Source organism: Arthrobacter pasteuri (assembly GCF_054510955.1).
Map to the genome: position 1 here is coordinate 152290 of NZ_JBTNDO010000001.1, position 26165 is coordinate 178454.

Consider the following 26165-nt stretch of genomic DNA (forward strand, 5'->3'; position numbering starts at 1 on the left):
CGCTCCAGGCATGGGGAGCACGGAATCGGGCCCGCGGAGTCTCGACGTGGGATCTCACCGTGCAATCGAAGAACAGGGCACTCCGCGAGGAGTGCCCTGTTCCGTATCCGGCCCGCGTGCCGATCCGGCCGGGAGGATCGCTCTCGGACGAAATGTGACGGAACGGCCGGTGCCGCAGGTCTCCTGTGAAATAATCAGGAGCAGTACGTGCTCCGGGGTCGGTGTAAGTCCGAACCGGCGGTGATAGTCCGCGACCCGTCCTTCCTTCCGCACCCGCGGGAGGGAGACGGTTGAGCCGGTGGAATTCCGGGACCGACAGTTAAAGTCTGGATGGGAGAAGCACGAACAGCAGGAGCTGCCCGATCACCGGGCGCCCATCCCGCCGCGGCACTGCCGTGGCGTGGTGTCCTCCTGCTGCCATCGCCCGGAGCCGTCGTAACGGCGAAGGATCGGCATGGATTTTCTGCAGTGGCTCTTCGAAGCCCGCATCCCCGTAGGCAGCGGCTCCCTCCTGCTGCGCGAAGTGGTCGGCAACGTCTTCGGCCTCCTCAGCGCCCTCGGGGGCATGCGCCGCCGCGTCTGGGCCTGGCCCGTCGGCATCGCCGGCAACCTCCTGCTCCTGACGGTGTTCCTCGGATCCCTCTTCGGCGCCGCGAGCGCGGCCAACCTCCTCGGCCAGGCCGGCCGCCAGGTCATGTTCATCGCCGTCTCCGTCTACGGCTGGCGGCAGTGGCAGGCCAGCCGGCACAGCGGCGGACAGGCCGTCACCCCGCAGTGGGCCGGCACCGGAGCACGGTTCGGCATGGTCGCCTTCCTGATCGTCGGGACCTTCCTGCTGACCCCCCTCTTCCGCATGCTCGGGTCCTACGAGCCCGTGTGGGCGGATGCGTGGACCTTCGTGGGGTCCCTGCTCGCCACCTACGGCATGGCCAAGGGCTGGGTCGAGTTCTGGCTCGTCTGGGTTGCCGTGGACATCGTCGGGGTGCCCCTGCTCTTCAGCGCCGGCTACTACGCCAGCGCCTTCATGTACCTGTTCTACGGCGCCTTCACCCTGGTGGGCTTCTTCGTGTGGGCACGCGCCCAGCGCACCGCGAAGCCCAGCATCGAGACCCTCCTGCCGGACCCGACGCTGCGATGAGCACGCCGTCAGTGACCCCAGCGGAGTCGGAGGCGATGCTGCGCGCCCTGCGACTCGCGGGCCAGGGCGTACGCGGCGCCAATCCCCTCGTGGGCGCCGTCGTGCTCGCCTCCGACGGCGCCGTCCTCGGGGAGGGCTACCACCGGGGCGCAGGCACACCCCACGCCGAACCGGCAGCCCTCGCCGACGCCCGCAGCCGCGGCAACGACCCGCGCGGGGCGACCGCGGTCGTCACCCTCGAGCCGTGCAACCACACCGGACGGACCGGCCCCTGCAGCGAAGCCCTCATCGAGGCGGGCGTCGCCCGCGTGGTCTACGCCGCCGACGACGTCAACGGCGCCGCAGCGGGGGGAGCCCTCCGGCTGCGCGGTGCGGGCATCGACTGCGTCGGAGGCCTCGAGGCCGCCCGATCACGCGACCTCAACGAGCGCTGGACCGCAGCCCTCGCCGGCATGCGCCCCTTCGTGACCCTGAAGTCGGCGCAGTCCCTCGATGGTCGTGTCGCCGCCCGGGACGGATCCAGCCAGTGGATCACCGGCCCGGAGGCGCGCGCCGACGGGCACAGGATCCGGGCCCTGACCGACGCCGTCCTCGTGGGTACCGGGACCGTCCTCGCCGACAACCCCCGCCTCACCGCGCGGACGGACGGAGCGCAGGACAACCAGGATGCCCAGGGCAGTCCGCGCCTGCGCGTGGTGCTGGGGCAGGGGACGGTGCCGGATGACGCCGCCATCAGGGGGCCGGGGTTCCTCCACCTGGCCACCCGCGACGTCCGCCTCGCCCTCGGCGAGCTGTACGGCAGGGGTGTCCGCCACCTCATGGTCGAGGGAGGCCCGCGCGTCGCCTCCGCCTTCCTCCGGGCCGGCGTGGTGGACGAGCTGTTCAGCTACGTCGCCCCGCTGATCCTCGGGAACGGAGCGTCCGCCTTCCCCGAGCTCGGCGTCACCACGCTCGGGCAGGCGGAGCGCTGGCGCCTTGACGACGCCGGGGGCCCCGCCGTGCAGCAGCTCGGTGCCGACGTCCGCATTCACCTGCGCCCCCCGCCCCGACCCCCGGCCCCAACCCTGGCCTGACCCTGTCCGGCCTGTACGACCCGGCCCGACCCCACCCGCCATCCATCCCCTCCCGAAGGAAGTACCAGTGTTCACAGGAATCGTGTCCGAGCAGGGCAGCGTCGTCTCACTCGAGCTCGCAGCCGACGGTGAAAGCGGCCTCCTCGTCTTCGAAGCGCCCGAGACCGGCCGGGACCTCACGCCCGGGGCCTCCATCGCCGTCAACGGCGTATGCCTCACGGCCGTCACCCTCGACGGCGGGCGCGTCGGCGTCGACGTCATGGGGGAGACCCTCCGCCGGACCACCACGGGCGAGTTGCAGCCGGGCGCGCCGGTCAACCTCGAGCGGTGCGTTCCCGCCGGGGGACGCCTCGACGGGCATGTGGTCCAGGGGCACGTGGACGGCATCGGAGTGCTGCTCGAGCGCGAGGACCTCGGCGCGTGGCACCGGCTCCGCTTCGGGCTGCCGTCGAAGCTGGGGCGCTACGCGGCGGAGAAGGGTTCGGTGGCGATCGACGGCGTCTCGCTGACGGTCACCGCCGTCAGCGCGCCGGACGAGACCGGGCAGTGGTTCGAGGTCGGACTGATCCCGACCACGCTCAAGGAGACCGGCCTGGGTGCGAAGTCCATCGGTGACCCGGTCAACCTTGAGATGGACGTGCTCGCCAAGTATGCCGAACGCCTGCTCGGCTTCGCCGCCGTGGACGCCCGGCAGCACCGCGGCGCCGGGACGGAGCAGTGACGGAGGGCGGTGCAGCGGCCCGGGACAGCGCAGTAGCCCAGGACAGTGCAGTGACGGAGGAAAGCGCAGTGGCGGAAGACGAAGCAGTGACGGAGGACGAAGCAGTGACGAGAGGCAGCGCGGTGCCCGAGGACAGTGCAGTGACCGACGACCAGGCAGCAATCCGCCTGGATCCCGTCCGGGACGCCGTCGCGGCCATCGCCGCGGGGCGGGCCGTCGTCGTCGTCGACGACGAGGACCGCGAGAACGAGGGCGACATCGTCTTCGCCGCGGAGGACGCCACGCCCGAGCTGGTGGGCTGGACCGTCCGCTGGACCTCCGGCGTCCTGTGCGTGCCGCTGCCGGGTGCCGACGCGGACCGCCTCCTCCTACCGCCGATGACCGCCGTGAACGAGGACTCGAAGGGCACGGCCTACACGGTCTCGTGCGATGCCGCGATCGGGGTCAGCACGGGCATCAGCGCCGCGGACCGCGCGCGCACCGTGAAGGTGTTGGCCGATCCGGCCAGCGTCCCCTCCCACCTCACCCGGCCGGGCCACGTCTTTCCGCTGCGCGCAGCCGACGGCGGGGTACGGCAGCGGCCCGGACACACCGAGGCCTCCGTCGAGCTCAGCAGGCTCGCCGGCAAGCGCCCCGTGGCGGTCATCGCCGAACTGGTGCACGACGAGGGCCACATGATGCGCCTTCCTGCCCTGCGGCGCTTCGCCGACGACCACGGGATCCCGCTCGTCTCGATCGAGGATCTCGTCGAGTACCTTCGGGAGCGCGACACCTCCGACGCCGTCGATGGGCAGGCGGACGCCGTCGGCGCCTGAACCAGTAGGGCGGAACGGGCGGCCGGCACCGCGGCACCGATCGCGTTCCCGGCAGACGCAGGTCCGACCCGATCCAACCCGACCAGCACAACGCCCCAGCATCAGCACCATGCAGCAGCACCACCACCGAACACCACCCACCGAACACCACCCGAAGGAGAGCCATGAGCGGCCACGGAGCACCCAGCATCGACATCAGCGGACTGACCACGGAGGGCGCACCCCTTCGCCTCGCCATCATCGCGGCGAGCTGGCACACGCAGATCATGGACGGACTGCTCGACGGCGCACGCCGCGCCGCAGCGGAGGCCGGAGCCGAGGTCACCGAGGTGCGCGTCCCCGGAAGCTTCGAGCTGCCCGTCGCCGCAGCCCGCCTCGCGCCGCACTTCGACGCCGTCGCAGCCCTCGGCGTCGTCATCCGCGGCGGTACGCCCCACTTCGAGTACGTCTGCCAGGCCGCGACGTCGGGCCTCACCGACGTGAGCGTCAGCACGGGCGTGCCGGTCGGCTTCGGCGTCCTCACCTGCGACACGGAGCAGCAGGGACTCGACCGCGCCGGACTGCCCGGCTCCTCCGAGGACAAGGGGCACGAGGCGGTCTCGGCGGCGCTGGCGACGGCCGCCGTCCTGAGGTCGTGGACGCGGTGAGCCCGGAGGCGTCCGTCACACCAGGGACCCGGAGGAACGGGTCGGCTCCGCGAGCCGATAGCCTAGGAGACGTGAAAACCTTTGATTCCCTGTTCGAGGAACTCAGTGCGAAGGCCGCGGAACGGCCGGCCGGTTCGCGGACCGTCGCGGAGCTCGATTCCGGCGTGCACGGCATCGGCAAGAAGGTCGTCGAAGAGGCCGCCGAAGTGTGGATGGCCGCCGAGTACGAGTCCGTCGAGGACGCCGCCGAGGAGATCTCCCAGCTGCTCTACCACCTGCAGGTGCTCATGATCGCTAAGGGACTCACCCTGGAGGACGTCTACAAGCATCTGTAGCCGCGCCGGCGCATCCCGCCCGCGGCCCCCGCTTGCACCTCCTCCCTCCAGCGAAAGATCCCCATGCTCCGTGTAGCAGTTCCCAACAAGGGCGCCCTCTCCGAGGCCGCCTCGTCCATGCTCGCCGAGGCCGGTTACCGCCAGCGCCGCGACTCCCGCGAACTCGTCCTCGTCGATCCCGAGAACGAAATCGAGTTCTTCTTCCTCCGTCCGCGCGACATCGCCGTGTACGTGGGCTCGGGAACCCTCGACGTCGGCATCACCGGCCGCGACCTCTTCCTCGACGCGCAGGTGAAGGCCGAGGAGCTCCTGCAGCTCGGTTTCGGAGCCTCGACCTTCCGGTTCGCCGGCCCCGTGGCCGACTTCTCGTCGGTGGCGCAGCTCGAGGGCAAGCGCGTCGCGACGAGCTACGAGGGACTCCTGAAGGACTACCTCGCCGAACGCGGCATCACCGCCGCCGTCGTCAGGCTCGACGGCGCCGTCGAATCCTCGGTGCGCCTCGGCGTGGCCGATGCCATCGCCGACGTGGTGGAGACGGGCAACACGCTCCGTGCCGCCGGCATGGAGATCTTCGGCGAGCCGATCCTCAAGAGCGAGGCCGTGCTGATCGGCCGGGCCGGCGTGGAGCCCCCCGCCGGACTGGACGTGCTGCTGCGACGCCTGCAGGGCGTCCTCGTCGCACGCCAGTACGTGATGATGGACTACGACATCCGCAAGGACCTCGTAGACGAGGCCGCCGCCCTGACACCCGGTCTCGAATCCCCGACCGTGTCACCGCTGCGCGACTCCGAGTGGGTGGCCGTGCGCTCGATGGTCCGGCGGAACCAGACCAACCGCATCATGGACGAGCTGTACGAGCTCGGCGCCCGCGCCATCCTCGTCAGCACCATCCACGCCTGCCGGATCTAGGAGAGGGGCAGCCATGACCGTCGCAGTCCGTGTCATCCCCTGCCTCGACGTCGACGCCGGCCGCGTGGTCAAGGGCGTCAACTTCGAGGACCTGCGCGACGCCGGGGACCCCGTGGAACTCGCCCACCGCTACGATCGCGCGGGGGCCGACGAACTGACGTTCCTCGACGTCACCGCCTCCTCCGGCAACCGGGAGACGACGTTCGACGTCGTCGCCCGGACCGCCGAGGAGGTCTTCATCCCCCTGACCGTGGGTGGGGGAGTGCGCGAGATCTCCGACGTCGACCGCCTGCTGCGCTACGGCGCGGACAAGGCCTCGATCAACACGGCCGCGGTGGCACGCCCCGCCGTCATCAACGAGATCACCGGGCACTTCGGGGCACAGGTCCTGGTGCTGTCCCTCGATGCGCGCCGCACGCGCGATGCCAGCACGCCCTCCGGTTTCGAGGTCACGACGTACGGCGGGCGCAAGGGCACCGGGATCGACGCCGTGGCCTGGGCCCGCGAGGCAGCGGATCGGGGCGTGGGGGAGATCCTGCTCAACTCGATCGACGCCGATGGCACGAAGGAGGGCTTCGACCTGGAGCTCATCCGCGCCGTCCGGGCCGCCGTCGGCGTTCCGCTGATCGCCTCCGGCGGAGCGGGCAAGCCGGAGCACTTCCCGCCGGCAGTTAAGGCCGGCGCCGACGCGGTGCTCGCTGCGTCCGTTTTCCACTTCGGACCCGTGGACGCCATCGCGCAGGTCAAGGCCGCCATCCGCGAGGCCGGTTTCCCCGTCCGCTGACGGACCGGCACGTCGCGGGTCCCGAAAGGGACGCTGCCGTGTCCCGAGAGGCTTCGGGACCCCCGACCGGTCCCGGAAGGTCCCCCCGAGGTGTCAGGGCCCGACGTCTGCGGTCTCGAGCAGTGCGACGGCGTCGGGCTGGCCCTCGAAGGTGACCAGCGCCTGCTGCCGCCGTCCGTGGGCGTGCAGCAGCAGTTCCCCCGGGTCACCGATGATCGCCACGGAGACCGGTGCGCGCTTCGCGACGTGCCGCGGACCGCCCGGACGCACCAGGACGATGCCGAGGTCCGCGCCCCGGTACAGAATCGCCGCGCGCTTGAGCAGTTCCTCCCAGAGAGCGTCCGCGTAGCCCTCGTCCAGTGCCCGCGGAGCCCACCGGGTGGTGGCACGGCGGACGTCCTCGGTGTGCACGAAGTACTCGATGAGGTTGGCGCTCTTGTCGACGGTGCCGACGCGCATCGGCGAGAACGCGGGCGGACCGGCCCGGAAGCGGTCCACGAGCGCTTCGTAGCCCGCGGGCGAGGCCGCGCGCTCCGCCGTCTCCCGGACGAGCCGTTCCGTGAAGCCGGCCAGCCTCGGGATGAGCCCGAGTCCCATGGCCGGATTGTTCTCGCGCAGGTAGAGGTGCGATGCGAGGTCGCGCGTCAGCCAGCCCTCACACAGGGTGGGCGCGTCGTGGCCGGCGGCCAGGAGCGTCTCGGCCAGGACCTCGCGGGACGGGGCTACGTAGTGCATAGCTGCTGAAACTAGCATGTCGCGCCGGGGACGGGGCGGGCGCGCCGCGCGGCGACGGGGACCGCACTAGAATCACAGGTGATGCCTTCCTCCACCTCCTCCCCGAACCGCTCCTCCACCTCCCCGACCCGGGGCCCTGCGGGGGAGCCTCCGCTCCTCGATCCGGCCGTCGCCGGAGCCCTCAAGAAGGACGACGCCGGACTGGTCGCCGCCGTGGTGCAGCAGTACGACACGCTCGAGGTGCTGATGCTCGGCTGGATGGACGAGGAGGCACTCCGGCGGACGCTGACCAGCGGCCGGGTGACGTTCTACTCGCGGTCCCGCTCCGAATACTGGCGGAAAGGCGACACGTCCGGCCACCGGCAGTGGGTCAAGGCCGTGGCCCTCGACTGCGACGGCGACGCCCTGCTCGTCACGGTCGACCAGGAGGGCGCGGCCTGCCACACCGGCACACGCACATGCTTCGACGGCCGGGCCCTGCCTGCCGTGACCGCGAGCCGAACCGACGCAGAAGGACTTTGACTCCATGCAGCAGCTGGGCACCATCCGCCCCACCCTCGAGGAATTCCGCGACCTGGCCCGGGCCCGGCGCGTGGTGCCCGTGCACCTCAAGGTCCTCGCCGACGCGCACACACCGATCGGCATCTACCGCAAGCTCGCCGCCGGGCAGCCCGGGACGTTCCTCATGGAATCCGCCGCCGTCGGAGGCGTGTGGTCGCGCTACTCCTTCATCGGCTCCCGTTCGCGCGCCACGCTGACCACCCGGAACGGGGAGGCGCACTGGCTGGGCGAGCCGCCGGCGGGTGTCCCCGTCGGCGGGAATCCCGTCGAGGCGCTCCGGCGGACCGTCGAGGCCCTGCGGACCGAGCGCTTCGAGGAGCTTCCCCCGTTCACCTCCGGCATGGTCGGCTTCGTCGGCTGGGAAGCGGTCCGGCGGTGGGAACGGCTCACCAGCCCGCCCGAGGACGACCTCCTCCTGCCCGAACTCGCGATGAACCTCGTCTCGGACCTGGCCATCCACGACAACTCCGAGGGCTCGCTCACACTCGTCGCGAACGCCATCAACTTCGACGGCACCGACGATCGCCTGGACGAGGCATGGTACGACGCCGTCGCACGGGTCCGCGCGATGCTCGCCAGGCTCGCCGAACCCGCCGAACCCGCCATCTCGGTGATGGCCGCCGACGCGCCGAGCGCCGAGGCGTCCATGGACCGCGTCCGCGAGTCCTGGTTCGAGCCCGACTACCTGCGCGCGATCGAGCGCGGCAAGCGCGCCATCGTCGACGGCGAGGTCTTCCAGGTGGTCATCAGCCGCCGTTTCGAGATCGAGTGCGACGCCTCCGCCCTCGATGTCTACCGCATCCTGCGCACCACGAACCCGAGCCCCTACATGTACCTGTTCAGCCTCGAGGACGCGGACGGACGGGCCTACTCCATCGTGGGGAGCTCGCCGGAGGCCCTCGTCACCGTGACGGGCGACGAAGTCATCACGCACCCGATCGCGGGATCGCGGCCGCGTGGCAGGACCACCGAGGAGGACCGCGACCTCGCCGTGGAGCTCCGGGCCGACACGAAGGAGAAGGCGGAGCACCTCATGCTCGTCGACCTGGCCCGCAACGACCTGTCCAAGGTCTGCGAGCCCGGCAGCGTCGACGTCACCCAGTTCATGGAGGTGGAGAAGTTCAGCCACATCATGCACCTCGTGTCCACCGTGGTCGGACGGCTCTCGCCCTCGAAGAGCGCCTACGACGTCCTGGCAGCGACCTTCCCCGCAGGAACGCTCTCCGGTGCGCCGAAACCCCGGGCGCTGCGCCTCATCGACGAGGTCGAGCCGCACCGCAGGGGCATCTACGGGGGAGTGGTGGGGTACCTGGATTTCGCCGGGGACATGGACATGGCGATCGCCATCCGGTCGGCCCTCCTGCGCGAGGGCAAGGCCTATGTGCAGTCCGGCGGCGGCATCGTCGCGGACTCGGTCCTCGAGACCGAGGCCCTCGAGACGGTCAACAAGGCCGCCGCGCCCCTCCGGGCGGCGCTGACGGCTGCGGGCCTGCGACCGGCGACCGCGGAGGCCCCGTGAACACCTCAGAGCCTGCAGCGCCGCACCGCTTCACGCGCCGCGGCGTCGTGGTGATGGGGATCGTCCTCCTCGCGCTGCTCGCCTTCGGCTCCACCACCCAGACCTGGCTCACGGTGCGCCTACCGCAGGACGCCGTCCAGACGCCCGACCTCGCCATCCCGGGCAGCGACGCGTCGACCCCCGTCACGGCCTTCGCGCTCGTCGCGCTCGCCGCTGCCCTCGCCGTCTCGATCGCGGGCCGCCTCGCCCGCTGGATCATCGCCGTCATCCTCGTGCTCTCCGGCCTCGGGATCGTGCTGTCCAGCGCCTCCGTTGCCCTCGATCCCGCCGCCGCCGCCGAACCCGCCATCGGCACCGCCATCGGCGTCAGCGGACTCGCGGGCGCCGAGGCCACCGCGAGCGCCATGCCCTGGCTCGCCGTGGGCGCCGGCGTCCTGCTGGTCCTCGCAGCCGCGTGGGTGGTGCTCGCCGGCCGGACCTGGGCTGTGAACAGGCGCTACGACGCGGGTGCGTCCCGGTCCCAGCAGGTGCCGGCAGGAGACTTCCAGCCCGGCGCGCCGGACCCGTCGACCGGTGACGTGCCTCCCGGCGTCGTGCCCGACGATGCGCCGGACCCCGACGGTGTCCCGGACTCCGACGGTGTCCCGGACCCCGGCCGTTCCGACACTCCGAGGAGCGATCAGGCCGGGACGAGCGATCGGGCCGATGTGCCGACGAGCGACCGTTCCGGCGCGACGGCGGCGCACCCCGACCCGGAGGGCGACGCGCCGGAATCTACACCTCCCGGCACCGGGCGTCCGTCCACCCGCCGCGCGAGCGCCCACGCCGACGAGATCGACAGCTGGGACGAACTCTCGCGCGGCAACGACCCCACGGGGTAGGTCCGCCCGTCCGGCGGCAGGCCACGCGGTCTCCGCCACTGTTCCAGGGCACGTCCTCGTTCCGCCGGGCCGCCGCATCGATGGCAGAATGGGACGAGACCCGTTCGAAGGAGATTTCCCATGGCATCCGACACCCGTAACGCCGCTACCCGCAACACCCCCGCGAGCCACGCCCAGATGGGCGACGAGACGATCGGTCACGGCAACAGCCCCGCCGCGTGGACGTGCGTGCTGATCATGCTCGCCGGTGCCGCGCTCTCCTCCTTCGCCTACGTCCTCGCCAGCACCGAGGGGAACCACGACTTCGGGACGCTGCTCTTCTGGGTGGGCATCGGCATCATGTTCATCGGCCTCATCGTCGGCTTCGTCCTGCGCAAGATCGGCTACGGCGTGGGCGGCTCGAAGCTCAAGAACAACGGCCACTAGATGACGGTCCTCGACGACATCATCGACGGCGTCCGGGAGGACCTCGCGGAGCGCCGTCGGGTCCTGCCCCTCGAGGACGTGAGGGCCACGGCCCTCGCGGCTCCGGCTCCGATCGACGCCTTCCGGAGCCTCGGGGCGGGTGAGGGCGGCTCGCTCGCCGTCATCGCCGAAGTCAAGCGCAGCAGCCCGTCCAAGGGCGCGCTGGCCGACATCGCCGACCCTGCCGCCCTCGCCGCCTCCTACGAACAGGGCGGCGCAGCCGTCATCTCGGTGCTGACCGAGGAGCGGCGCTTCGGCGGGTCCCTCGCCGACCTCGACGCCGTCCGCGCCGCCGTCGGGCTCCCCGTGCTCCGCAAGGACTTCACGGTCGAGGAGTACCAGATCTGGGAGGCCCGCGCCCACGGCGCCGACGTCGTCCTCCTGATCGTCGCGGCACTGTCCGACGACGACCTCAGGTCCTTCCTCGCCCTCACCCACCAGCTCGGCATGAACGCGATCGTGGAGACCCACACGGCGGACGAGGTCCGGCGCGCGGTCGCGGCGGAAGCACGCATCATCGGCGTGAATGTCCGCAACCTGAAGACCCTCGACATCGACCGCGGCGTCTTCGCCGAACTCGCGCCGCTCATTCCGTCCGGCACGTTGGTCATCGCCGAATCGGGCGTACGGGACGCCGCCGACGTCGCCGACTACGCGGCCGGCGGCGCCCACGCCGTCCTGGTCGGGGAAGCACTCGTCCGCCACCAGGACCCCTCGGCCACCATCGACGAGTTCCGCCGGGCGGGCCGCACCGCCTGGAGCAGCAGAGGCGCGGCAGCGCGCGGCTGACACCGCTCGAACCTGCTGCGGTGCGGGCGCGGCCCAGGACAGCAGGAAACGAACCGGCCATCACCGGTTCACCACCCGGAGGAACCACCGCCCGGGTCAGCACCAACAGGACAGGAACGCTGAAGTCATGACCGATACGCACCAGGGCACGGACCACGACGGCGCCGAGGCCGGAGCAGCGGACGCCATCGACGCCGGAACGGCCGAGGCTTTCCTCAGCCACGACCAGAGCCTGCGCCATGCCCCCGGTCCCTACTTCGGCTCCTACGGCGGACGATGGATGCCGGAGTCGCTGATCGCCGCGCTCGACGAACTGCAGGACACGTTTGACAAGGCCAAGGCGGACCCCGACTTCACGGCGCAGGTCGCCGACCTGAACAAGAACTACGCCGGCCGGCCGTCCCTCCTGACGGAGGCCCAGCGTTTCGCCGAGCACTGCGGCGGCGTGCGGGTCTTCCTCAAGCGCGAGGACCTCAACCACACGGGATCCCACAAGATCAACAACGTGCTCGGCCAAGCCCTCCTGGCCAAGCGCATGGGCAAGACGCGTGTCATCGCCGAGACGGGTGCCGGACAGCACGGCGTCGCGAGCGCCACCGCGGCCGCGCTGCTCGGCCTCGAGTGCGTCGTGTACATGGGAGCCGAGGACACGCGCCGGCAGGCCCTCAACGTCGCGCGCATGCAGCTGCTCGGTGCGACGGTCATCCCCGTCACCAACGGTTCGCAGACCCTCAAGGACGCCATCAACGACGCCCTGCGCGACTGGGTGGCCAACGTCGAGACCACGCACTACCTCCTCGGAACGGCTGCCGGCGCGCACCCCTTCCCGGCCATGGTGCGGTACTTCCACGAGGTCATCGGCGAGGAGGCGCGCGCACAGATCCTCGAGCAGACCGGAAAGCTCCCCGACGCCATCTGCGCCTGCGTCGGCGGCGGCTCCAACGCCATCGGGATCTTCCACGGCTTCCTCGACGACCGCGAGGTCGCCCTGTACGGCTTCGAGGCCGGGGGCGACGGCGTCGAGACCGGCCGGCACGCGGCAACCATCACGCTCGGCCGCCCCGGCGTGCTGCATGGAGCCCGCTCCTACCTCATGCAGGACGAGGACGGGCAGACGATGGAATCGCACTCGATCTCCGCCGGCCTGGACTACCCGGGCGTCGGGCCCGAGCACGCCTACCTCGCCGACATCGGACGGGCGAACTACGAACCCATCACCGATGCGGAGGCCATGGAGGCGTTCAAGCTCCTCAGCCGGACCGAGGGCATCATCCCCGCCATCGAGACGGCGCATGCCCTCGCCGGGGCCATGAAGGTCGGCCGGCGCCTCGCCGCCGATCTCGGGCCGGGCGAGCAGGCCTCGGACAGGGTCCTCATCGTGAACCTGTCCGGCCGCGGCGACAAGGACGTGGCAACCGCCGCGGGCTACTTCGATCTGCTTCCGGACGACAGTGCCGAGCAGGAAATCGCCCAGGAGGGTGAACAGCTGTGACCAGGCATTCCACGGACCGCCCGACCGACCACATGATCGACTCCACGGCCCACCACGCAACCGACGGTCCCGTCGGCCGGCACGCCGGCACCATAGCGGAAGCTTCGAAGGCGGCCGCCGCGATCGAGAAGGCACGGAGCGAGGGGCGCGCCGCGCTGATCGGCTACCTGCCGGCGGGCTTCCCCGACGTCCAGGCCACCATCGACGCCGGCATCGCCATGGCGGAGAACGGGATGGATCTCATCGAGATCGGCATCCCGTACTCCGACCCCGTCATGGACGGCCAGGTGATCCAGGAGGCGACGGTCGAGGCGCTGGCGAACGGTTTCACCGTCCCGCAGATCTTCGACGTCGTCGAGGGCATCACCCGCAGCACCGATGCGGCCGTCCTCGTCATGACCTACTGGAACCCGGTCATGCGGATGGGCGTGCGGAACTTTGCCGAGCGCCTGAAGACGGCGGGCGGAGCCGGGCTGATCACGCCCGACCTGATCCCCGACGAGGCCGCCGAGTGGCTCGAGGCCTCCGAGGAGCTGGGCCTGGACCGCGTCTTCCTCGTAGCGCCCTCCACATCCCCCCAGCGCATGCAGAACACCGTCGACGCGAGCAGGGGATTCGTCTATGCCGTCTCCGTCATGGGTGTGACCGGCGCGCGGTCCTCCGTCGGGGCCGCGGCCAGCGCCGTAGTCGATGCCGCCCGCGGTGCCGGTGCCGAACGCGTGTGCGTCGGCCTCGGCGTGTCCTCGTCGGCCCAGGTCCGGGAGATCGGCGCGTATGCGGACGGTGTCATCGTCGGCACGGCCCTCGTGGCCGCGCTGCGCGACGGCGGAGTGGCGGCAGTCGCCGAACTCACGCGCGAGCTGAGCACCGGGACGCCCAAGGCATCCTCGTGATCGGCCTCGCTGCGTCGATCCCGAGCCCGCCCTCCGAGTGGGCGAGTTTCAGCCTCGGCCCGGTCGCCATCCACGCCTACGCGTTGTGCATCCTGGCCGGCATCATCCTCGCGCTCATCCTCACGCAGAAGCGTTTCGTCTCCTTCGGGGGCTCCGCCGACGCTGTGTGGGACATCGCGATCTGGGCCATCCCGTTCGGCATCATCGGGGGCCGGCTCTACCACGTCATCTCCTCGCCCGACGCCTACTTCGGGCCCGAGGGTGACCTCGCCCGGATCCCGCAGATCTGGCAGGGCGGCCTCGGCATCTGGGGCGCCATCGCACTCGGCGCCGTCGGAGCGTGGATCGGTGCACGACGGGCCGGGGTGAAACTCTCGGCCTTCGCCGATGCGGCGGCTCCGGGCGTCCTGCTCGCACAGGCCGTCGGTCGGCTGGGCAACTGGTTCAACCAGGAACTCTTCGGCGCGCCGACCACCCTGCCCTGGGGCCTCGAGATCGATGCCGACAACGCCAACTTCCCGATCGACCAGGAACCGGGAACGCTGTTCCACCCGACCTTCCTCTACGAACTCCTCTGGAACCTCGCAGGAGTAGCCCTCCTGCTGCTGCTGGCGCGGAAGTTCCGCCTCCGCGGTGGCCGCATGTTCTGGCTGTATGCCGCGTACTACACGCTCGGACGCGTCTGGATCGAGACGCTCCGGATCGACGATGCGGAGATGGTCGCGCTCTTCGGCGTGACGCAGCGACTCAATGTGTGGACGAGCATCGCGGTCTTCCTGGTCTCCCTGGCCATCCTCGTGTTCCTCGCCGTCAAGCGCCGTCCCGTCGATGCGCCGTCCGTCTACCTCCCGGGCCGGGAGCCGCAGGCCGACCCCTCGGTAGACGCCTCGGTAGACGCCTCGGCAGATGCCTCAGCGGACGCCTCATCGGTCGAATCGGCAGGCTCATCGACCGGCGGTTCCACTGCCGCAGGCGAGGCTGGGACCGGCTCCGCGGAGACCCGCCCGACGGCGGGCTCCGACGCCGGGGACCCGCACGTCTCCGCCCCGACCGATACCCCGCCGACCGGCGGCGCCGGCGCGGCAGAGGCTCCGGAAGCAGGTTCCCCGCGCGGGTCCCGTAACGCTTGAGCCACAGCTGCCCATCCAGCGGACAAGGGGCCGAGTACGCGGATTGATCGTGGTAATCTTTCGGAGACAAACGGCTCCTGAGAGACGATCCGCGTTCCGGGACCCCGCGCAAGCGGAGCCGCGGGACTCGGCCCCCGACAGCAGTCCCCGGGCCACCGCCCCTCAAGGACGCGACACCACACTGTTGTGGACCCCTGGTGCGACGGCCGGATAACCTTCCTGCCCGCACCGACACCGCCCCCGACCGGCGCAGGACTACTACACCCATTGCCCGCCAACAGCGCCGGGCAGCGCCGGCCAGGCGATGTGCACACGAAACAAGAACGGCAACCGCTCCCAGACAGCGGTGCCTGCGGGGCCAAGGCTGTCCCCTCCCGACGCTCCATCATGGGGGAAGGATCCTTTCGATGACTGCTTTGACGCCAGGAAAGTCGACCGGGACGCAACCGGACACGACGCCCTCCGCGGCCCCCGCCGTGGAATCGCCCTTCACGCGGTTCGCCGCCATCCCGGAGGCCACCGGGCTGTACGACCCGGAGAACGAGAAGGACGCGTGCGGCCTCGCCGTCATCGCGACCCTTCGCGGCGAGCCGGGCCACGACATCGTGGACGCCGCACTGACGGCCCTGCGCAACCTCGAGCACCGCGGAGCCGTGGGCGCCGACGAGGGCACGGGCGACGGCGCGGGCCTGCTGACCCAGATCCCCGACGAGTTCTTCCGGGCCGTCGTCGACTTCCCGCTCCCTCCCGCGGGTTCCTACATCGTCGGAACGGCGTTCCTCCCCGCCGAGGCGAAGGAGGAGGAGACGGTGCGCGCCGGCCTCGAGTTCCTCGCCGAGTCCGAGGGCCTGACGGTGCTCGGCTGGCGGGTCGTCCCCGTGGTCGCCGACCTCGTGGGTGCGATGGCCCGCGCCTGCATGCCGCACTTCGTCCAGCTCTTCCTGGCGCCCGCGGACGGCGACCCGGCCGACCTCGACGCGAAGGCCTTCCGGGTCCGGAAGCGCGCGCAGAACAAGTACGGCGTCTACTTCCCCTCCCTGTCCTCGAAGACCATCGTCTACAAGGGCATGCTGACCACGGCGCAGCTCGAGCCGTTCTATCCCGACCTGTCGGACGAGCGCTTCAAGACGCGCCTCGGCATCGTCCACTCACGGTTCTCCACCAACACCTTCCCGTCGTGGCCGCTCGCCCAGCCGTTCCGGACCATCGCGCACAACGGTGAGATCAACACCGTCAAGGGCAACCGCAACTGGATGCGCGCGCGGCAGTCGCAGCTGGCGAACCCCCTGCTCGGGGACTCGCCGGAGGACCTGTACCCCATCTGCACGCCGGGTGCGTCGGACTCCGCGTCCTTCGACGAGGTCGCCGAACTGCTCACCCTGTCCGGGCGACCCATCACGCACTCGATCATGATGATGATCCCGGAGGCGTGGGAGAACCACGCCACCATGGATCCCGCCCGGCGCGCCTTCTACCAGTACCACTCCATGCTCATGGAGCCCTGGGACGGCCCTGCCGCGGTCTCCTTCACGGACGGGCGCCTCGTCGGCGCCGTCCTCGACCGCAACGGCCTGCGCCCGGCGCGGTACTGGGTGACCGAGGACGGCCTCGTCATCCTCGCCTCCGAGGTCGGCGTGCTGGACGTCGAGCCGTCCCGCGTCGTCCGTAAAGGCCGTGTCTCGCCCGGCAAGATGTTCCTCGTCGACACCGAGGAAGGCCGCCTCATCGAGGACCAGGAGATCAAGGCCGAGGTCGCTGCCGCCAACCCGTGGGGGGAGTGGGTCAAGGAGAACCTGATCCAGCTCGAGGACCTCCCGGAGCGCGAGCACGTCATCCACACCAAGGCGTCGATCAACCGCCGCCAGCGCACCTTCGGCTACACGCAGGAGGAACTGCGCATCCTGCTCGGCCCCATGGCGAAGAGCGGTGCCGAGCCGCTCGGTGCGATGGGCTCCGACACGCCGATCGCCGTGCTGTCGAAGCGCCCGCGACTGCTGTTCGACTACTTCGTGCAGTCCTTCGCCCAGGTGACCAACCCGCCGCTGGACTCCATCCGCGAGGAGCTCGTCACCTCGATGGGCGTCACCATCGGGCCGGACGGCAACCTGCTGTCCACCGGGCAGGTGCGCTCCAAGCAGATCGCCCTCAAATTCCCCGTCATCAACAACGACGAACTCGCGAAGATCGCCAACCTGGAGACGGACGACGGCGACCGGCTGACCGTCCGCGTGCGCGGCCTGTACCGGCACGACGGCGGTGAGGCCGCCCTGCGGGCGCGCCTCGCGGAGATCTGCGAGCAGGTGTCCAGCGCTCTGAACCGCGGTGTCGAGTACGTGGTGCTGTCCGACCGCGACTCGAACGCGCAGTGGGCCCCCATCCCGTCCCTGCTCCTGACCAGCGCCGTGCACCACCACCTGCTCAAGAGCGCCAACCGCACCAAGACCTCCCTCGTCGTCGAAGCCGGCGACGTGCGCGAGGTCCACCACGTCGCGGTCCTGATCGGCTACGGCGCGTCCGCCGTGAACCCGTACCTCGCGATGGAGAGCTGCGAGGAACTCGTCCGCAACGGTGACATCACCGGCGTCACGGCCGAAGCCGCCGTCGCGCACCTCCTCAAGGGCCTCGGCAAGGGCGTCCTGAAGATCATGTCCAAGATGGGCATCTCCACGGTCAGCTCCTACTGCGGCGCCCAGACCTTCGAGGCCCTCGGCCTGTCGCAGGAGCTCGTGGACGAGTACTTCCACGGCACGCAGACGCAGCTCGGCGGCGTCGGGCTCGACGTCGTCGCGGCCGAGACCGCGGCCCGCCACGAGAGCGCCTACCCGCAGGACGGCATCGAGGATCCGCACCGCGGCCTCGACAACGGAGGCGAGTACCAGTGGCGCCGCGAGGGTCCGCCGCACCTCTTCAACCCGGAGACCGTCTTCCGTCTGCAGCACGCGACGCGGGAACGCCGCTACGACATCTTCAAGGCGTACACGCAGGGCGTGGACGACCAGTCGAGGGACCTCATGACGCTCCGCGGGCTGCTCAAGCTCCGCGGCGACGCCCGTGAGGCCATCAGCATCGACGAGGTCGAGCCCGTCTCGTCCATCGTCAAGCGCTTCTCCACGGGTGCGATGAGCTACGGCTCCATCTCCCAGGAAGCGCACGAGACGCTCGCCATCGCGATGAACCGTCTCGGCGCGAAGTCGAACACGGGCGAGGGCGGCGAGGACGTCGAGCGCCTGCTGGACCCGGAGCGCCGCTCCGCCATCAAGCAGGTCGCCTCGGGCCGGTTCGGTGTCACGAGCCTGTACCTGACCAACGCGGACGACATCCAGATCAAGATGGCCCAGGGAGCCAAGCCCGGCGAGGGCGGACAGCTCATGAGCCAGAAGGTGTACCCATGGATCGCCCGGACGCGGCACTCCACGCCCGGCGTCGCCCTGATCTCGCCGCCACCGCACCATGACATCTACTCCATCGAGGACCTCGCCCAGCTCATCTACGACCTCAAGCGGTCGAACCCGAGCGCGCGCGTCCACGTCAAGCTCGTCTCCGAGGTGGGCATCGGCACGGTCGCCGCGGGCGTCACGAAGGCCAAGGCCGACGTCGTCCTGGTGTCCGGGCATGACGGCGGCACCGGCGCGAGTCCGCTGAACTCGCTGAAGCACGCGGGCATCCCCTGGGAGCTCGGACTCGCCGAGACCCAGCAGACGCTCATGCTCAACGGGCTGCGGGACCGCGTCGTCGTACAGGTGGACGGCCAGCTCAAGACCGGGCGCGACGTCGTCATCGCCGCCCTGCTGGGCGGCGAGGAGTTCGGCTTCGCCACGGCGCCGCTCGTGGTCTCCGGCTGCATCATGATGCGCGTCTGCCACCTGGACACGTGCCCGGTGGGCGTCGCGACGCAGAACCCCGAACTGCGCAGCCGGTTCAACGGTAAGCCCGAGTTCGTCGTCAACTTCTTCGAGTTCATCGCCGAGGAGGTGCGCGAGATCCTCGCCGAGCTCGGTTTCCGGACGCTCGAGGAGGCTATCGGCCACAGCGAGCTGCTCGACGCTCGCGAGGCGATCGAGCACTGGAAGGCCGACGGCCTGGACCTCGACCCGATCCTGCGCGGCAACGAGTCCGACTCCGGCGAGCCGATGCGGAACATGCTCCCGCAGAACCACGAGCTGGACCAGCACTTCGACAACAAGCTCATAGAGATGAGCGCGGACGCGCTGCAGCACCGCTCGCCGGTGCGCATCTCGGTCGACGTGGTCAATACGGACCGCTCGGTGGGCACCATGCTCGGCCACCAGGTGACGAAGACCTTCGGGCTCGACACGCTGGCGACCAACACCATCGACGTCACCCTCGCGGGCCAGGCCGGGCAGTCGCTCGGCGCGTTCCTGCCGGCCGGCATCACGCTGCGCCTGCTCGGGGACTCGAACGACTACGTGGGCAAGGGACTGTCCGGCGGACGCATCATCGTGCGCCCGGACCGCTCCAACGTGTTCCGCGCGGACCACAACGTCATCGCCGGCAATGTCATCGGCTACGGTGCCACGAGCGGCGAGATGTTCCTGCGCGGCCAGGTGGGGGAGCGGTTCCTCGTCCGCAACTCGGGTGCGACGGCGGTGGCCGAGGGTATCGGCGACCACGGCTGCGAGTACATGACGGGCGGCCAGGCACTGATCCTCGGACGCACGGGTCGCAACTTCGGCGCGGGCATGTCCGGGGGCACGGCCTTCGTGCTCGACCTCGACCGAGCCCGCGTCAACAAGCAGAGCCTCGAGAACGGTGAGCTCCTGCTCGTCGCCCTCGACGCCGAGGACATCGAGATCGTCCGGCGGCTGCTGATCCAGCACGTCGAGGAGACGGAATCGAACCTGGCCGAGAGCCTGCTGGAGTCCTTCGAGGACACCGTTTCCCGATTCACGAAGGTCCTGCCGCGCGACTACGCCGCGGTACTGGACGCCCGCGCCACCGCCGTCGAGCAGGGCCTCGACCCCGACGGTGAAGAGGCGTGGACCAAGATCCTGGAGGTAACCGGTGGCTGACCCACGCGGATTCATGAAGGTGCGCGAGCGCCAGACCCAGCCCCGACGCCCCGTCCCGGTGCGCATCATGGACTGGAAAGAGGTCTACGAGGCGCAGGAGAAGGGCGTGCTGAAGGCCCAGGCGGGCCGCTGCATGGACTGCGGCATCCCGTTCTGCCATCAGGGCTGCCCGCTGGGCAACCTCATCCCGGAGTGGAACGACCTCATGTTCCGCGACAAGGGACACGAGGCGATCGAGCGCCTGCACGCCACGAACAACTTCCCCGAGTTCACCGGCCGGCTCTGCCCCGCACCGTGCGAGTCCTCCTGCGTGCTCGGCATCAACCAGCCGCCCGTGACGATCAAGCAGGTCGAGGTGTCCATCGCGGACCTGGCGTTCGCCGAGGGCTGGGTGGAACCGCACCCGCCGGAGCGACTGACCGACCGCACCATCGCCGTCGTCGGGTCCGGACCGGCCGGGCTCGCAGCCGCACAGCAGCTGACCCGTGCCGGCCACACCGTCGCCGTCTACGAGCGTGACGACCGCATCGGTGGCCTGCTGCGCTACGGTATCCCAGACTTCAAGATGGAGAAGATCCACCTCGAGCGCCGCCTCGCCCAGATGGAAGCCGAAGGCACGCGTTTCCGCACCGGCGTCGACGTGGGCAAGGACATCAGCTGGGGCCAGCTCAGGCGCCGGTACGATGCCGTCGTCATCGCGACGGGTGCCACCGTGCCGCGCGACCTCCCCATTCCCGGGCGCGACCTCGAGGGCGTGCACTTCGCGATGGACTACCTCGTGCAGGCCAACCGGATCGTGGCGGGCGAGTTCGTCGAGGACCAGATCCACGCCGAGGGAAAGCACGTGGTCATCCTCGGCGGCGGCGACACCGGGGCGGACTGCCTCGGTACCGCCCACCGGCACAACGCCGCGTCCGTCACGACGCTCGCCATCGGGCAGCAGCCGCCCACCGAGCGGCGTCCGGACCAGCCCTGGCCGACGTTCCCCACGCTGTTCGACATCGCCAGCGCCCACGAGGAAGGCGGTGAGCGCCGCTACCTGGCCTCCACCGTCGAGTTCGTCGGGGACAACGGTGTGCTGCGCGGCATCAAGGTCGCGGAGACCGAATTCGTCAACGGACGGCGCGTCCCCAAGGCAGGCACGGAGCGCGAGATCCCGGCCGACCTGGTCTTCCTCTCGCTCGGTTTCACGGGCGCCGAGCCGGCCGGTATCACCGAGCAGGTCCAGGCCGAGTTCGACGGCCGCGGGAACGTGGCGCGTGACGGCTACTACATGACCAACACGCCCGGTGTCTTCTCCGCAGGGGATGCCGGACGCGGTCAGTCGCTGATCGTCTGGGCCATCGCCGAGGGGCGTGCATGCGCCGCCGCCGTCGACCAGTGGCTCATGGGCTCCACCAAGCTCCCTGCACCCGTGGCTCCGACAGATCGCTCCATCGCCGTGCTCTGACCGGCCCTTCCACATTCCCCCGACCCCAACACGACTAGGCTAGGTTCATGAGACGCGCAAAAATTGTTGCAACATTCGGCCCCGCAATCGCCAGCTACGAGAATACCCTCGCAGTGCTCGAGGCGGGGGTCGACGTAGCCCGGATGAACATGAGCCATGGTGACTACGCCGTGCACAGCACCACCTACGAGAACGTCCGCCGTGCGTCCGCGGAGCTCGGCAAGCCCGTCGGCATCTTCGCCGACCTGCAGGGTCCCAAGATCCGCCTCGGCCGCTTCGCCGACGGCCCCCACGCCCTGTCACCGGGTGACGTCTTCACCATCACCGTCGAGGACATCCAGGGCACCCAGGAGATCTCGTCCACCACCTTCAAGGGACTGCCGCAGGACGTCAACGTCGGCGACATGCTCCTCATCGACGACGGCAAGGTCGCGCTCCGCGCAACCGCTGTCGACGACGTGTCGGTCACCACCGAGGTCGTCGTCGGCGGCATGGTGTCGAACAACAAGGGCATCAACCTGCCCGGCGTCGCCGTGAACGTCCCCGCACTCAGCGACAAGGACGAGGAGGACCTCCGCTGGGCCCTCCAGATCGGCGTCGACATGGTCGCGCTGTCCTTCGTGCGTGACGCCGGGGACGTGAAGCGCGTCCACGAGATCATGGACGAGGAGGGCCGCCGGGTCCCGGTCATCGCGAAGATCGAGAAGCCGCAGGCTGTGGACGCCCTCGAGGAGATCATCGACGCTTTCGACGCGATCATGGTGGCCCGAGGCGATCTCGGCGTCGAGCTGCCGCTGCAGGACGTGCCCATCGTCCAGAAGCGGGCCGTCGAACTGGCGCGCCGCTGGGCGAAGCCGGTCATCGTCGCCACCCAGGTGCTCGAGTCCATGATCGACAACCCACGCCCCACGCGTGCCGAGGCCTCCGACTGCGCCAACGCCGTGCTCGACGGCGCGGACGCGGTCATGCTGTCCGGCGAGACCAGCGTCGGCAAGTACCCGATCGAGACCGTCCGCACCATGGCGGACATCATCGAGTCCACCGAGCGCCACGGCCTCGAGCGCGTCCCGCCGCTCGGCAGCAAGCCGAGGACCCGAGGCGGCGCCATCACGCGTGCCGCCGTCGAGATCTCCGACCAGCTCGACGCCAAGTACATCTGCACGTTCACGCAGTCCGGGGATTCCGCCCGCCGCCTCTCGCGCCTCCGCCCGAAGAAGCCGGTGTTCGCCTTTACCCCCGTGCAGTCGACGCTGAACACCATGTCGCTCATCTGGGGCATCCAGCCGAAGCTCGTCGAGTTCGTGGAGCACACGGACCAGATGACGGCCCAGGTGGACCGGGTCCTCTTCGAGCAGGGCCTCGTCGAGGTCGACGACCTCGTGGTCATCGCCGCCGGTTCCCCTCCCGGGCAGGCCGGCTCCACCAACTCCATCAAGGTCCACCGTGTCGGAGACATCACGGATGCGGGACAGCTGCCCGACGGCCACACCTCCTACATCAAGGAGGGCGTGGGTCCCTGGCCCGCCAAGAAGAAGTAGCCTGAGCGCTTCCGGACAACAGAAGACCCCCACCCGATCGGGTGGGGGTCTTCTGTTGTCCGGCTGGTCGGCCGCCTGGCTACGGCGCGGCGTCAGTTGACCTGGTTGATGATCGTCTCGGCGACCTCGCGCATGCTGAGGCGACGGTCCATGGACGTCTTCTGGATCCAGCGGAAGGCCTCCGGTTCGGTGAGGCCCATCTTCGTGGTCAGCAGGCTCTTCGCACGCTCCACCAGCTTGCGGGTGGCGAACTGCTCCTGCAGGTCGGACACCTCGGCTTCGAGCGCCTTGATCTCCTCGTAGCGCGACATGGCGATCTCGATGGCGGGGATGAGGTCGGCCGGGGTGAAGGGCTTGACCACGTAGGCCATGGCCCCGGCGTCGCGCGCACGGTCGATGAGTTCCTTCTGGCTGAAGGCGGTGAGCAGGACGACCGGCGCGATACGGGCCTTGACGATCTGTTCCGCCGCCGTGATGCCGTCCATGACGGGCATCTTCACGTCCATGAGCACGAGGTCGGGCTTGTGCTCCTGGGCGAGGGCGACGGCCTTCTCGCCGTTGTCGGCTTCCGCCACGACCTCGTAGCCTTCCCCACGCAGGATCTCGATGATGTCGAGCCGGATGAGCGTCTCGTCCTCGGCCACGATGACCCGGCGTGCGGGTCCGGCGGGCGTGGATTCGGTGGGTTCAGACACTGTTGCTCCTTGATGACGATGGCGTTCCGATGGGCCCGCGGAGGCATGCTCCCGTTCCCGGAAACAGCCTATCGGCATGTAGAGTGGATTCGCGCACCGGGCCCCGAGGAAGTCAGCCCAGGGCCGGTGCGGCTACGGCCCGAATGGCGGAATTGGCAGACGCGCTGCACTCAAAATGCAGTATCGAGAGGTGTGTGGGTTCGAGTCCCACTTCGGGCACCTATTGGATGGGGATGAAGTCGTCAGCAGGGTCCGGCCGAGGGTCCTCACTACTCCGCTGCGGGCCGCTGGCGCTGACGTTTCGTGGCTGATCGTTGTTCCTTGGCAGTCAGTCGCCGGCGGACGGACCCCCTGGTGGGTCGGGTCGCCCGGCGGGCGGCCGGCTCGGGCGCGAGGGCCTCTTCCACCTGGTCGGCGAGCTTGGCCAGGGCGATCTCGCGATTGCGCAGCTGAGAGCGTCGCTCCGAGGCCGTCACGGTGATCACCCCGGCCACGAGACGGGGACTGAGACGCGTGAGCAGCATGGTGCGCTGGCTGTCCGTGAGCGCCGCCGAGCGCGCGACATCCCACGAGACTTCCGCACGGCTGTCCGAGGTGTTGACGTGCTGCCCGCCCGGCCCGGACGATCGCGAGAATCGCCAGCCCAGTTCCGATGCGGGAATCGTGAGTGCGGGTGTCACCTCGAGATCCATGGTCCCAGCGTCGCACGATCAGCAGCAGGGAGGGTGCTCTCGGAGGTGCCGGGGGTAGATTGGGCCCGTGGCCAGCGAAGCGATGATCCTCGATGTCGACGGTCCGGACGGCGTCCGTCCGGTCCGCCTGTCCAGTCCGTCCCGGGTGCTCTGGCCGCAGGCGGGGCTGACGAAGCTCGACCTCGCGCGGTACCTCGTCGAGGTCGCGCCGGCGTTCCTGCGGGCGAACGGCGGGCGTCCGGTCTCCCTGCAGCGGTTCGGCGGCGACGTGGACGGCGAGTACTTCTTCAGCAAGAACCCGCCGAAGGGCGCGCCCGACTACGTGCGGAGCGTCACCGTTGTCTATCCCAGCGGCCGCTCGCATCCCCAGCTGGTCCTGGACGAACCCGCGTCGGCTGTCTGGGCGGCCCAGATGAACACGGTCGTCTTCCACCCGTGGGCATCCCGCGCGGACGCCCCCGACCTGCCGGACGAGCTGCGGATCGACCTCGACCCGCAGCCGGGGACCACCTTCCCCGACGTCGTGGCGGCGGCCCACGAACTCCATGCCGTCCTCCATGAGGCGGGCCTGACCTGCTTCGTGAAGACGTCCGGCAACCGCGGCCTCCACGTCTTCGCGCCGATCGAACCGGTGCACGAGTTCCTCGAGGTCCGCCAGGCCGTGATCGCGGCCGCACGTGAACTGGAACGGCGGATGCCGGACCGCGTGACGACGGCCTGGTGGAAGGAGGAGCGCGGCGCCCGCATCTTCGTGGACTACAACCAGGCGAACCGGGATCGCACGATGGCCGGGGCCTACAGCCCGCGGGCACTCCCGCACGCCTCCGTGTCCTGCCCCCTGACCTGGGACGAGCTGACCGGCGTCGACCCTGCCTCCTTCACCATCACGACCGTGCCGGAGCGCCTCCGGACGATCGGGGACCCGTGGGAGGACCTCCACGCCGAGCCGGGAAGCATCGACGTCCTCCGCGGCTGGTGGGACCGCGACGTCGAGGCCGGGCTGGGCGAGCTCCCGTTCCCGCCCGACTTCCCGAAGATGCCGGGCGAGCCTCTGCGTGTGCAGCCGAGCCGCGCCCGTAACCGCGACTGATCCGCCCTGTCAACGGGCGTTCCGCACTCTCCCGTCCGGGCGCGGCCTGCACTGCGCTGGTAGAACAGGAATGAAACGTTGCCGTGCCCCGGCGTCGAGCCGGGCCTGAGCCGAGCCGGCCCCAGCGCCCGGCCACTGGGAGACCCATGAAGAAGACCGTGCTGTCGGCGACCCTCCTGCTGATCCTCCTGACCGGGTGCGGTGGCAACCCTGCCACCGATGAGGAGCCTGCCGGTCCCACACCCAATCCTGCCGAGACGAGCGCGCCGGCGTCGGCCCCCTCGGATGCCCCGTCGGTCGAGGGCCTCGCCGATGCCGCCAGCGGCACGTTCTCCTTCCGGATCGACCAGGCCCAGGGCGACGTCGTCCTTCCCGCCGAGGCGCCGGAGGACGTCGAGGGGCTGCGCGGACAACTGGGCCAGGAGCCGGTGAGCTATGTGCTGGTGACCGTCCAGAATCCCGACGGGGGAGCAACGATCGACCTCGACGCCGTCACGGTGTCCACGCCGGAAGGCCAGGACCTGCAGTTCCGCCCCGCGTCGACCGTGATCGAGGAATGGGGAGCAGCAGCGAACAGCGGGGAATCGTCGCCGGACGTCGCCGACCTCGTGGGGCAGTACAGCGGGGGAGCGATCCCCGGTGAGACGACCGACCTGCTGATGATCGGAGCGTTCCCCGAGGTGCCCGACACGGTGCAGAAGGTGATGGTCCAGCCGGCCGGGGGTGGTGAGTCCGTGGAGGCGACCGCCAACCCGGAGTCGTAGGCTACTACCTCGTGGACTC

General features: G+C 70.1%; 24 protein-coding genes, 1 tRNA gene and 1 riboswitch. Of the genes, 22 read left to right on the forward strand and 3 right to left on the reverse strand.

Annotated elements, in window-relative coordinates:
* Window positions 1-204 precede the first annotated feature (204 nt).
* A riboswitch (FMN riboswitch) is annotated at window positions 205-346 on the forward strand.
* Window positions 347-454: 108 nt separating this feature from the next.
* The 8 genes from pnuC to hisF all read left to right on the forward strand — a co-directional run bounded on the left by pnuC (window position 455) and on the right by hisF (window position 6422).
* The gene (gene pnuC / locus ACX80H_RS00765) at window positions 455-1138 is read left to right on the forward strand and encodes a nicotinamide riboside transporter PnuC (protein WP_459310531.1); all 684 of its coding nucleotides are present in this window, start codon (window positions 455-457) and stop codon (window positions 1136-1138) included.
* A gap of 11 nt (window positions 1139-1149) precedes the next feature.
* Entirely contained in the window at window positions 1150-2211 is a 1062-nt protein-coding gene (gene ribD, locus ACX80H_RS00770) for a bifunctional diaminohydroxyphosphoribosylaminopyrimidine deaminase/5-amino-6-(5-phosphoribosylamino)uracil reductase RibD (RefSeq protein WP_459310532.1), read from the forward strand.
* 67 nt (window positions 2212-2278) lie between these two features.
* Window positions 2279-2932 carry a riboflavin synthase gene (locus ACX80H_RS00775; protein WP_459310533.1) on the forward strand — a complete coding sequence of 218 codons (654 nt, stop codon included), beginning with the start codon at window positions 2279-2281 and terminating at the stop codon, window positions 2930-2932.
* 122 nt (window positions 2933-3054) lie between these two features.
* Complete coding sequence (gene ribB / locus ACX80H_RS00780) at window positions 3055-3747, forward strand: 3,4-dihydroxy-2-butanone-4-phosphate synthase (RefSeq protein WP_459313331.1); 693 nt, start codon at window positions 3055-3057, stop codon at window positions 3745-3747.
* A gap of 164 nt (window positions 3748-3911) precedes the next feature.
* Complete coding sequence (gene ribH / locus ACX80H_RS00785) at window positions 3912-4394, forward strand: 6,7-dimethyl-8-ribityllumazine synthase (protein WP_459310534.1); 483 nt, start codon at window positions 3912-3914, stop codon at window positions 4392-4394.
* Window positions 4395-4465: 71 nt separating this feature from the next.
* Window positions 4466-4729 (forward strand): phosphoribosyl-ATP diphosphatase, encoded by a 264-nt coding sequence (locus ACX80H_RS00790; protein ID WP_459310535.1) that lies wholly within the window; start codon window positions 4466-4468, stop codon window positions 4727-4729.
* A gap of 63 nt (window positions 4730-4792) precedes the next feature.
* Entirely contained in the window at window positions 4793-5638 is an 846-nt protein-coding gene (hisG, locus tag ACX80H_RS00795; protein ID WP_459310536.1) for an ATP phosphoribosyltransferase, read from the forward strand.
* Window positions 5639-5651: 13 nt separating this feature from the next.
* Complete coding sequence (gene hisF / locus ACX80H_RS00800; protein ID WP_459310537.1) at window positions 5652-6422, forward strand: imidazole glycerol phosphate synthase subunit HisF; 771 nt, start codon at window positions 5652-5654, stop codon at window positions 6420-6422.
* Between the two features lie 93 nt (window positions 6423-6515).
* Here hisF and ACX80H_RS00805 read toward each other — a convergent pair whose 3' ends face one another.
* The gene (locus tag ACX80H_RS00805) at window positions 6516-7157 is read right to left on the reverse strand and encodes a TIGR03085 family metal-binding protein (protein ID WP_459310538.1); all 642 of its coding nucleotides are present in this window, start codon (window positions 7155-7157) and stop codon (window positions 6516-6518) included.
* 81 nt (window positions 7158-7238) lie between these two features.
* Between ACX80H_RS00805 and hisI the strand changes: the two genes are divergently transcribed.
* From hisI to pyk, 11 genes are all read left to right on the forward strand, one after another.
* Window positions 7239-7679: a phosphoribosyl-AMP cyclohydrolase gene (gene hisI, locus ACX80H_RS00810; RefSeq protein WP_459310539.1), complete on the forward strand. Its 441-nt coding sequence runs from the start codon at window positions 7239-7241 to the stop codon at window positions 7677-7679.
* 4 nt (window positions 7680-7683) lie between these two features.
* Window positions 7684-9237: an anthranilate synthase component I gene (locus ACX80H_RS00815; protein WP_459310540.1), complete on the forward strand. Its 1554-nt coding sequence runs from the start codon at window positions 7684-7686 to the stop codon at window positions 9235-9237.
* Complete coding sequence (locus ACX80H_RS00820; RefSeq protein WP_459310541.1) at window positions 9234-10118, forward strand: Trp biosynthesis-associated membrane protein; 885 nt, start codon at window positions 9234-9236, stop codon at window positions 10116-10118. The genes ACX80H_RS00815 and ACX80H_RS00820 overlap by 4 nt, the downstream gene beginning before the upstream one ends.
* Window positions 10119-10295: 177 nt before the next feature.
* Complete coding sequence (locus ACX80H_RS00825; protein ID WP_459313332.1) at window positions 10296-10544, forward strand: HGxxPAAW family protein; 249 nt, start codon at window positions 10296-10298, stop codon at window positions 10542-10544.
* Complete coding sequence (gene trpC, locus ACX80H_RS00830) at window positions 10545-11372, forward strand: indole-3-glycerol phosphate synthase TrpC (RefSeq protein ID WP_459310542.1); 828 nt, start codon at window positions 10545-10547, stop codon at window positions 11370-11372.
* Between the two features lie 127 nt (window positions 11373-11499).
* On the forward strand, window positions 11500-12864 hold the full coding sequence (gene trpB / locus ACX80H_RS00835; RefSeq protein WP_459310543.1) for a tryptophan synthase subunit beta: 1365 nt from the start codon (window positions 11500-11502) through the stop codon (window positions 12862-12864).
* 32 nt (window positions 12865-12896) lie between these two features.
* Window positions 12897-13757 carry a tryptophan synthase subunit alpha gene (gene trpA / locus ACX80H_RS00840; protein ID WP_459313333.1) on the forward strand — a complete coding sequence of 287 codons (861 nt, stop codon included), beginning with the start codon at window positions 12897-12899 and terminating at the stop codon, window positions 13755-13757.
* Window positions 13754-14887 (forward strand): prolipoprotein diacylglyceryl transferase, encoded by a 1134-nt coding sequence (gene lgt, locus ACX80H_RS00845; RefSeq protein WP_459310544.1) that lies wholly within the window; start codon window positions 13754-13756, stop codon window positions 14885-14887. The genes trpA and lgt overlap by 4 nt, the downstream gene beginning before the upstream one ends.
* A gap of 407 nt (window positions 14888-15294) precedes the next feature.
* On the forward strand, window positions 15295-19917 hold the full coding sequence (gltB, locus tag ACX80H_RS00850; protein ID WP_459310545.1) for a glutamate synthase large subunit: 4623 nt from the start codon (window positions 15295-15297) through the stop codon (window positions 19915-19917).
* On the forward strand, window positions 19910-21367 hold the full coding sequence (gene gltD / locus ACX80H_RS00855; RefSeq protein ID WP_459310546.1) for a glutamate synthase subunit beta: 1458 nt from the start codon (window positions 19910-19912) through the stop codon (window positions 21365-21367). The genes gltB and gltD overlap by 8 nt, the downstream gene beginning before the upstream one ends.
* Window positions 21368-21414: 47 nt before the next feature.
* On the forward strand, window positions 21415-22905 hold the full coding sequence (gene pyk / locus ACX80H_RS00860; RefSeq protein WP_459310547.1) for a pyruvate kinase: 1491 nt from the start codon (window positions 21415-21417) through the stop codon (window positions 22903-22905).
* A 92-nt stretch (window positions 22906-22997) separates the two neighbouring features.
* On the opposite strand, the gene ACX80H_RS00865 is transcribed toward pyk, so the two are convergent.
* Complete coding sequence (locus ACX80H_RS00865) at window positions 22998-23600, reverse strand: ANTAR domain-containing response regulator (protein ID WP_087073309.1); 603 nt, start codon at window positions 23598-23600, stop codon at window positions 22998-23000.
* Window positions 23601-23737: 137 nt separating this feature from the next.
* Here ACX80H_RS00865 and ACX80H_RS00870 point away from each other — a divergent pair.
* Window positions 23738-23819 (forward strand) — tRNA-Leu (locus tag ACX80H_RS00870).
* Window positions 23820-23869: 50 nt separating this feature from the next.
* On the opposite strand, the gene arfB is transcribed toward ACX80H_RS00870, so the two are convergent.
* A complete protein-coding gene (gene arfB, locus ACX80H_RS00875; RefSeq protein ID WP_459310548.1) occupies window positions 23870-24292 on the reverse strand; it encodes an alternative ribosome rescue aminoacyl-tRNA hydrolase ArfB in 423 nt (140 codons plus the stop codon).
* A gap of 67 nt (window positions 24293-24359) precedes the next feature.
* Between arfB and ligD the strand changes: the two genes are divergently transcribed.
* Both ligD and ACX80H_RS00885 read left to right on the forward strand, forming a co-directional pair.
* On the forward strand, window positions 24360-25382 hold the full coding sequence (gene ligD / locus ACX80H_RS00880; protein WP_459310549.1) for a non-homologous end-joining DNA ligase: 1023 nt from the start codon (window positions 24360-24362) through the stop codon (window positions 25380-25382).
* A gap of 146 nt (window positions 25383-25528) precedes the next feature.
* Window positions 25529-26146, forward strand: a complete 618-nt coding sequence (locus ACX80H_RS00885) for a hypothetical protein (protein ID WP_459310550.1) — start codon at window positions 25529-25531, stop codon at window positions 26144-26146.
* Window positions 26147-26165 lie beyond the last annotated feature (19 nt).